Raw genomic sequence first — 7,889 nt, 5'->3', positions numbered from 1 at the left:
TTCTTATTTCCGAAGCCGTTCTGTTTTTATTATCGGTAGTCGTTTCAACTATTAAAGCAACACCTGCCGGTCCGTAACCTTCATAAGTTATTTCTTCATATATAGCGCCTGGAAGTTCACCCGTCCCTCTTTGAATTGCTTTTTTTATATTGTCCTGCGGCATATTTGCCGCTCTTGCGTCGTCAACCGCTTTTCTGAGTCTTGCATTATTTTCTATAATACCGCCGCCTTCTTTTGCGGCAACAACCATTTCTCTTATTATTTTTGTAAAAATTTTACCTCTTTTTGCGTCGGTAGCAGCTTTTTTATGCTTAATACTTGCCCACTTATTATGCCCTGACATAAACTTACTCCTTAATATCTTATTGTATAAATTACTTTACCTTGTTGACCTAAAATATCTCTTTTTATTTTTTTACCTTTTGAGTATAAATCAATATATCTTAAATTATCATCTTCGTCATAAATTTTCAATTCACCGTCGAGTTTATCATCTTTATAGTAACCAACCTGATGAACCTTACCGTTATCATAGTATATTTTCATTTGCCCTTGCAGCTTATTTTGCGAATAATTATACTCTTTATTTACAGAACCGTTCATAAAATATTCTTTTTGATAACCTTCTTTTTTGTTTCTGTGATATTCAATTAAAGTTTTTATCGTTCCCAACGGATAATATTCTTTATATTCGCCGTCTAACTTTCCTTCAAAGTATTCTTCGGAAACCACCAAATCACCGGAAGGAGAATAATGTTTTATAACACCGTTTAACAAATTATTTTTATATTCGGCTTCCGTTTTTATAACTCCGCCTTCATAAAAATCGGATGAAGGACCGTTTAAAATACCGTCAGCATAAGTTCTTGTTAAAATTAAAATTTTATCTTTTGAATATTTTTTATAAAAACCGTTTAAAACACCGTTTTTATAACCTGCTTCACAAACTAAATTCCCTTCCATATCATATTCTTTAACAAATCCGTCCAATTCCTGACCGTAAAATTTAGTTTTACCTTTTTTATCTATGGCTTCTCTTGCTATTGTTTCACCGTCACATATAAATTCAAATTCTCTTACTTTACCGTCAGATATAAAAGAAGGTCTTTTTTCTATAACGGCTAATCCGTTTTCATTATTAAACAATACGGAAACACCGTCTCCCGTCTTTGTTGCACATGAATTAAAAAGAACACAAAAAAATAAAGTAATATAAAAAAATATACTTACCCTTTTCAAGCTTTATACCTTTTATTTTTTGATTTTATATTCTCAAAAAATTTTAATTCCAAAATTGCTTTTTGTAAATCATGTTCCATAACGGCAGAGGAAAGTTTATCTTTTTTTGCCATCTGCTCACGGGCATGTTTTTTGGCTTCTTCTATTTTTTTATCATCTATTTCTTCAGACCTTATTGCAAAGTCGGCAATAACACTTGCAACATTATCGGAAAATTCCAAAAAACCGCCGGCTATCGTAATAAATTTTTTTTCTCCGTTAATATCTATTACAACTTCACCAACCGAAAGTTTTGTTATTATTGCGGTATGCCCCGACAAAACGGTAATATCACCCGCCATTGTCGGAAAAGTTGCAAAAGAAACTTCTCCGCTAAAAACATTACCTTCAGGTGATAAAATATCCAATTTATATGTATTACCCATTATTTATTTGCCCTTTTTAAAACATCTTCTATTGTTCCTGCCATATAGAAATGCTGTTCGGAAATATTATCATGCTTACCTTCGATAATTTCCTTAAAACCTTTTATGGTATCTTCCAATTTTACATATTTACCTTCAAGCCCGGTGAATGTTTCGGCAACAAACATAGGTTGTGTAAGGAATTTTTGTATTTTTCTTGCTCTTGCAACCGTTAATTTATCTTCGTCTGATAATTCGTCCATACCTAATATTGCGATTATATCCTGTAAATCTTTATATTTTTGCAAAATTTTCTTTACGTTCATTGCAACTTCATAATGTTCTTTACCGACAGTATTAGGGTCCAACAACCTTGAAGATGATGTTAACGGATTAACCGCCGGATACAAACCTTGTTCCACGATAGACCTGTCAAGTGTTATCGTTGCATCCAAATGGGAAAATATTGTTACAGGAGCAGGGTCGGTGTAATCATCCGCAGGAACATAAATGGCCTGCACCGATGTTACCGAACCTTTGTTTGTCGAAGCAATTCTTTCCTGAAGTTCACCCATATCCTGTGCCAAATTCGGCTGATAACCTACTGCCGACGACATTCTGCCAAGAAGAGCGGAAACCTCACTTCCCGCCTGCGCAAACCTGTAAATATTATCTATAAAAAGCAATACATCTTCATTTTTTTGATCTCTGAAATATTCCGCCATTGTAAGCCCGGTTAAAGCAACTCTCATTCTGCTTCCGGGAGGTTCGTTCATTTGCCCGAATACAAGAACCGTTTTATCCAAAACATTCGATTCTTTCATTTCAAGCCAAAGGTCCGTTCCTTCCCTTGTTCTTTCACCTACACCTGCAAAAACGGAATGGCCGTCATGTTCCATAGCAATATTTCTTATAAGTTCTTTAACAACAACGGTTTTTCCTACACCTGCACCGCCGAATATTCCTATTTTACCGCCCTTTGTAAAAGGTGAAATCAAATCTATAACTTTTATACCGGTTTCCAAAATTTCCGGAATTGTTTTCTGTTCCGAAAGTTCCGGAGAAGGTTTATGAATAGGGGCAAATTCGGAATCTTTTTTTTCTATTTGTCCCAATCCGTCAACCGCTTCACCGAGGACATTGAAAATTCTTCCTAAAGTTTTTTCTCCTACGGGAACGGAAATCGGAGCATTTGTTCTGACAACTTTATCTCCTCTTTTTAACCCGTCGGTAGAACCTAATGCAATTGTTCTTACCTCAAAATTATCCATTTGAAACATTGTTTCCAAAACAAGTTTGGAACCGTTTTTCATTGTAATATTAAGCGCCTCATAAACCTCAGGTGTTTCATTTTTAAACCTTACATCAACGACGGCACCCTGAACCCTTATAACAAAACCTTCACCTTTTTGAAAATTTTCTTTTTCCATTGTAAAAAACCCCGTATATTAGATGTATAGATGTATGGAGGTACGGATGTATGGACTTTCAAATTGCCTTCGGCAATTTCTTATCCCTCTATACTTCCAGCCCTCTATACCTCAACAAATTGCAAAGCAATTTGTTAATGAATTTGTCCGTTTGCCAAATCAAGAATTTCATTTGTTATTTTTGCCTGTCTTGATTTATTAAATGCAATAGTTAAAGACGCAGTTATTTCGTTTGCATTTTCATTTGCATTACTCATTGCCGACATTCTTGCCGCCTGTTCGCTTGCATAAGCATTCATTAACATATCATAAAAAATAACTTCAAAATAATAAGGTATCAAACTGTCCAAAACTTCTTTTGAAGACGGTTCAAAAATATGTTCACCTTTATTTACAAAATTTTTATCACGCTGTATCGGTGCCAAAACTTTTAACATAGGTTCCTGCACCATACGGTTTTTAAAATAAGTATATATTACCTCAACAGAAGATATTTCCTTTGTTTTATAATAATCTTCAACTATTTTTAACATAGGAAAAATATCTTCATATTTCGGAAGAACGGTTCCCAAATTGAAAGATGCCTTAACATTAAAACCGTTTTTTATACAAAAAGCTTGTGCTTTTTTACCGATTGTTACAACATAATCGTCTTTAGAAACCGATGTTAAAACTTTTTTAAAAATATTTGCAAGCAACCCGCCGCACAAACCTTTATCGGTAGAAATAACATAAACCAATTTTCTTTTTACATTATCATTAAGCCCCACAAAAGATGAATTTAATGATATATCATCATTTTCGGCTAAGATTTTCTGCACGACAAACCTAACTCTTTCCGAATACGGCCTGCTTTTTTCAACTGCAGTTTGTGCTTTTCTTATTTTCGATGCGGCAATCATTTCCATAGCTTTTGCTATTTGTGCTATGCTTTTAGCCGTTCTTATTCTTTTTTTTACCTGTTGTAAATTTTCAGCCATTTATATTTCCGTTACACCAATGTTTTTTTACATTCCAATATAGCATTTTTCAATTGTTCCAAAGTTTGCTCGTCCATCTTTTTATTTTCACCGATTTTTGCAACCAACTCTTTATTGTTCATTTTAACAAAATCTATAATTTTCTGTTCTATTTCTAAAATTTTATCTACCTCAACATCGTCAAGGCAACTCGATGTTGCCGAATATATTGCAATTATTTCGGACACCTCATCGTAAGGTTTATATTGAGGTTGTTTTAATATTTCGGTTAAAACTTTACCTCTGTTCAGTTTCTTTAAAGTATCTTCATCAAGGTCGCTTCCGAACTGTGCAAAACTTTTCAATTCGTTAAATTGCGACAAATCAAGACGAACCGGACCTGCAATTTGTTTCATTGGTTTTGTTTGTGCGGAACCGCCTACCCTTGAAACCGACAACCCCACATTTAAAGCGGGACGAACGCCGGAATTGAACAAATCCGCTTCCAAATAAATTTGCCCGTCGGTAATTGAAATAACATTTGTAGGAATATATGCAGACACATCGTTACCTTGCGTTTCGATTACAGGCAAAGCGGTTAATGTTCCGCCGCCGTTTTTATCAGATAACCTGACAGCTCTTTCAAGAAGACGTGAATGTAAATAAAAAATATCACCCGGATATGCTTCTCTTCCTGCAGGTTTTTTTAATAACAAAGAAATTTGTCTGTATGCCCAGGCATGTTTTGTTAAATCGTCATAAACCACCAAAACATCTTCGCCTTTTTCCATAAAATATTCACCTATTGCACAAGCTGCAAACGGTGCAATATATTGAAGCGAAGCCGCATCAGATGCCGTTGCCGAAACAACTATGGTATAATCCATTGCACCTTCCTGTTTAAGTTTTGCAACTATAGAAGCAACATTTGACCTTTTCTGCCCTATCGCACAATAAATACAAATAACTCTTTTTAAACCTAAATCCTTCTTTTTTTGGTTTATTATGGTATCTATTGCAATGGCTGTTTTACCGGTGTTTCTGTCACCGATAATCAATTCCCTTTGTCCTCTTCCTATAGGTATCATTGCATCAATGGCTTTTATACCTGTTTTTATAGGTCTGTCAACAGGACTTCTTTCAATAATACCGGCCGCAATTTTTTCCAAAGGATATAATTTTCCGTCGTCAATTTTTAATTCTTTTTCGTCCAAAGGTTTGCATGTAGGGTCAATAACCCTTCCTATCAATTTATCCGAAACCGTTATACCGAGTATTTTACCTGTTGCAAAAACTTTCATTCCCCTTGTAACTTCGGCATCGGACAGCAACACAATATATACGGCATCTTCGTCTAAATTTAAAACCAAACCTTTTGCTTTATTTTCAAATTCAACTTCTTCCCCGTAACCGGTACCGGAAAGCCCGGATGCTTTAACAATACCGTCACCGACGGTTTCAACTACCCCGTAATTAACCAATTCCGGATTAATATCGGAAGAATAAAGTTTTTCCTCTATTTGTTTTATAAGTTCTTCCGGTTTCATAAACTCTCCCTTATATCTTTCATTATTTTTGCAACCATATTGGAAAGGGTGTAATCCAATATATAATCACCGAATTCCAATTTTACACCTGCTCCCACTTCTTTATCGTCTCTGTTATAAACGATATTTTTATTCGGGAACATTTTTTGAATTTTATTTTTTACGGTATCGGAAGCCACCCCTGCATATTTAACCGTAACCGTATTATTTTTAACGGCACAGACCAAATAACTTAACAAAAGTTTTATTTCATTTTTTGTTAAATTATTAAAAATCCATTTTGATACTTCGTCGGTTATTTCACCGTTTTCTATTACAGATACCGCTAATTGCTTAATTTGTTGTTTTTTCATATCCCGCACTTTCTATTTTATCTATGGCTTTTGATAAAACAGCCGTTTTTTCCTCGTCGGTAAAAATTTCCGACAACACTTTTGAAACGATTTTCTTAGATAAATCTATTGATATTGCTCCGACTTGTTTGGTTGCTTTATCAAATTCATCTTTTGCCTGTTTTTTTGCCGTTTCTATAATTTCTGCCGCCTGCTTTTTTGCATCTTGTGCCGATTGTTGTTTCAATGTTTCCGACGTTACTTTAACATTTTCCAAAATTTTATCGGCATCGTTTTTTGCTGTTTTTAAAATAGCAATTTTTTGTGTATCCGCATCAAGCAAAGTTTTATGTGCATTTTCCGCATCTTCAAGCCCCTGCTTTATTTTGTTCCTTCTTTCTTCAAGCATTTGTGCAATCGGTTTATACAAAAACTTTTTTAAAATAAACAATAATATAGCAAAATTAACTATTTGTGCTATAAAAAGTTTAGTTTCAAGTCCGAACAGATTAAATATATCTTTTATTATATCCATATAATTACTTCATAAATGCAAATATTAAACAGTAAATAGCAATAGATTCCGCAAATGCCATAGCAATAAGCATATTTACCATTATTTTACCGGATGCTTCCGGATTTCTACCGATTGCTTCAACCGCTTTTGCACCGATTAAACCGATACCCAAACCAGGCCCTAAAGCACCTATTGCAATAATAATACCGCCGGTTAATGTAATTGTCATAACTTTACTTCCTCCTTAAAACTACAATTTATATTTAAAAAATTTGTTATACAAATTTTTAGTTTAGAGCTGAGAGCTGAAAGCTTAGAGTTTAACGACAACAATAAACTACAAGCCACTAACTATAAACAACAAATTGCTCTGCAATTTGTTAGTGGTTGTCCGTCATTATACTCATAAACGCCATCGTAAGCATTGCAAAAACTATCGCCTGAATAACCGCAACCATAAGTTCCAACATCATAAACGGCAAAGGAACACCGAAAGCACACATTGACGATACCGTTGACATAACCGTTTCACCCGCAAACAAATTACCGAAAAGCCTGCATGCAAGCGATATAACTTTTGTAAATTCACCTATAAATTCCAAAAGACCTACAAACATAAATATAGGAAACATCTTAAAAGATATAAACCTGCCGATATAATTTTTAACACCGGTATGTTTTATTGAATAGAAATGACACATAAAAATTGAAATTACCGCAAATGCCGCAGTAACATTCAAGTCGCTTGTTGCGGTTCTAAATAAAGGAACACCTTCTTCACCGGAACCGGCAGCAAAAAACCTTATTGTTTCAAAACCGGGAAACTGCCCGATTAAGTTTGCAATTACTATAAACAAAAAAAATGTTATAACCCAAGGATAAATTATTGCAACTTTGCTTGAAACATCTTTTGTAGAGTCATAAAAATATTCATACATCATTTCAAGAACATTTTGAAGTTTTTTCGGATATAAAGAAAGCCCTGCCCTAAACGCAACAACAAGTGCAATAATTATGGCATCAACAACAAGTGTGGTTACTAATGTATTTGTTACGGGAAAAGTCCCTATATGAAATAAAATATTAGGTGCTAAACTCATAAAAAACCTGTAATATCAAAATAAAAACATCGGCTTATTCTACAAATTATTAATAAAACTTGTCAATAAAAAAGCTTTATAATTATCTTATTGTTCGTAGTTTTTTAACGTTTCCCGTAAAGTTGCAATTTTACTTTCGGTATCCGCAAGTTTTTGTTTTATTCTTGTAACTTCAACTTCGGGAGCTTTTTCCACGAATTTCGGATTAGACAATTTTTTATTATATTTTTCCTGCTCGGATAAAATATTTTTTATTTCTTTGTTTATTCTTGCTTTTTCTTTTTCTAAATCTATAAGACCTTCCAAAGGTATAAACATTTCAAAACCTGTAGCAACGGCTAAAGCAGAATTCTTTTCTCTT

At 34.0% G+C, this 7,889-nt stretch carries 11 protein-coding genes; all 11 read right to left on the bottom strand.

Translation table 11 applies throughout. The features are described from left to right. Nucleotides 1-343 (bottom strand): YebC/PmpR family DNA-binding transcriptional regulator (locus tag ACMUOV_RS06405; protein ID WP_413854278.1); only part of this gene is annotated, 343 nt, incomplete at its 3' end. Nucleotides 344-354: 11 nt separating this feature from the next. After that, nucleotides 355-1,239: a toxin-antitoxin system YwqK family antitoxin gene (locus tag ACMUOV_RS06400; protein WP_413854277.1), complete on the bottom strand. Its 885-nt coding sequence runs from the start codon at nucleotides 1,237-1,239 to the stop codon at nucleotides 355-357. Next, nucleotides 1,236-1,664 (bottom strand): ATP synthase F1 subunit epsilon, encoded by a 429-nt coding sequence (gene atpC / locus ACMUOV_RS06395; RefSeq protein ID WP_413854276.1) that lies wholly within the window; start codon nucleotides 1,662-1,664, stop codon nucleotides 1,236-1,238. The genes ACMUOV_RS06400 and atpC overlap by 4 nt, the downstream gene beginning before the upstream one ends. After that, nucleotides 1,664-3,073, bottom strand: coding sequence for a F0F1 ATP synthase subunit beta (atpD, locus tag ACMUOV_RS06390; protein WP_413854275.1), 1,410 nt, complete (start codon nucleotides 3,071-3,073; stop codon nucleotides 1,664-1,666). Before atpD ends, atpC begins: the two co-directional genes overlap by 1 nt. A 134-nt stretch (nucleotides 3,074-3,207) precedes the next feature. Next, a complete protein-coding gene (gene atpG, locus ACMUOV_RS06385) occupies nucleotides 3,208-4,053 on the bottom strand; it encodes an ATP synthase F1 subunit gamma (protein ID WP_413854274.1) in 846 nt (281 codons plus the stop codon). An 11-nt stretch (nucleotides 4,054-4,064) separates the two neighbouring features. Further along, nucleotides 4,065-5,579: a F0F1 ATP synthase subunit alpha gene (gene atpA, locus ACMUOV_RS06380; RefSeq protein ID WP_413854273.1), complete on the bottom strand. Its 1,515-nt coding sequence runs from the start codon at nucleotides 5,577-5,579 to the stop codon at nucleotides 4,065-4,067. Then, a complete protein-coding gene (locus ACMUOV_RS06375) occupies nucleotides 5,576-5,932 on the bottom strand; it encodes a hypothetical protein (RefSeq protein WP_413854272.1) in 357 nt (118 codons plus the stop codon). The genes atpA and ACMUOV_RS06375 overlap by 4 nt, the downstream gene beginning before the upstream one ends. Further along, nucleotides 5,913-6,446, bottom strand: a complete 534-nt coding sequence (atpF, locus tag ACMUOV_RS06370) for a F0F1 ATP synthase subunit B (protein WP_413854271.1) — start codon at nucleotides 6,444-6,446, stop codon at nucleotides 5,913-5,915. Before atpF ends, ACMUOV_RS06375 begins: the two co-directional genes overlap by 20 nt. A gap of 4 nt (nucleotides 6,447-6,450) precedes the next feature. Next, on the bottom strand, nucleotides 6,451-6,657 hold the full coding sequence (atpE, locus tag ACMUOV_RS06365) for an ATP synthase F0 subunit C (RefSeq protein WP_413854270.1): 207 nt from the start codon (nucleotides 6,655-6,657) through the stop codon (nucleotides 6,451-6,453). 151 nt (nucleotides 6,658-6,808) lie between these two features. After that, a complete protein-coding gene (locus tag ACMUOV_RS06360) occupies nucleotides 6,809-7,528 on the bottom strand; it encodes a F0F1 ATP synthase subunit A (protein WP_413854269.1) in 720 nt (239 codons plus the stop codon). Nucleotides 7,529-7,615: 87 nt separating this feature from the next. After that, a partial coding sequence (locus tag ACMUOV_RS06355) for a hypothetical protein (RefSeq protein WP_413854268.1) occupies nucleotides 7,616-7,889 on the bottom strand: 274 nt, incomplete at its 5' end.

Origin of the sequence: Candidatus Ruminimicrobium bovinum (assembly GCF_902760015.1) — a bacterium.
GTDB lineage: Bacteria > Elusimicrobiota > Endomicrobiia > Endomicrobiales > Endomicrobiaceae > Ruminimicrobium > Ruminimicrobium bovinum.
Note: the sequence above shows the minus strand (reverse complement) of the source record. Positions and strands in the feature narration are given on the sequence as shown.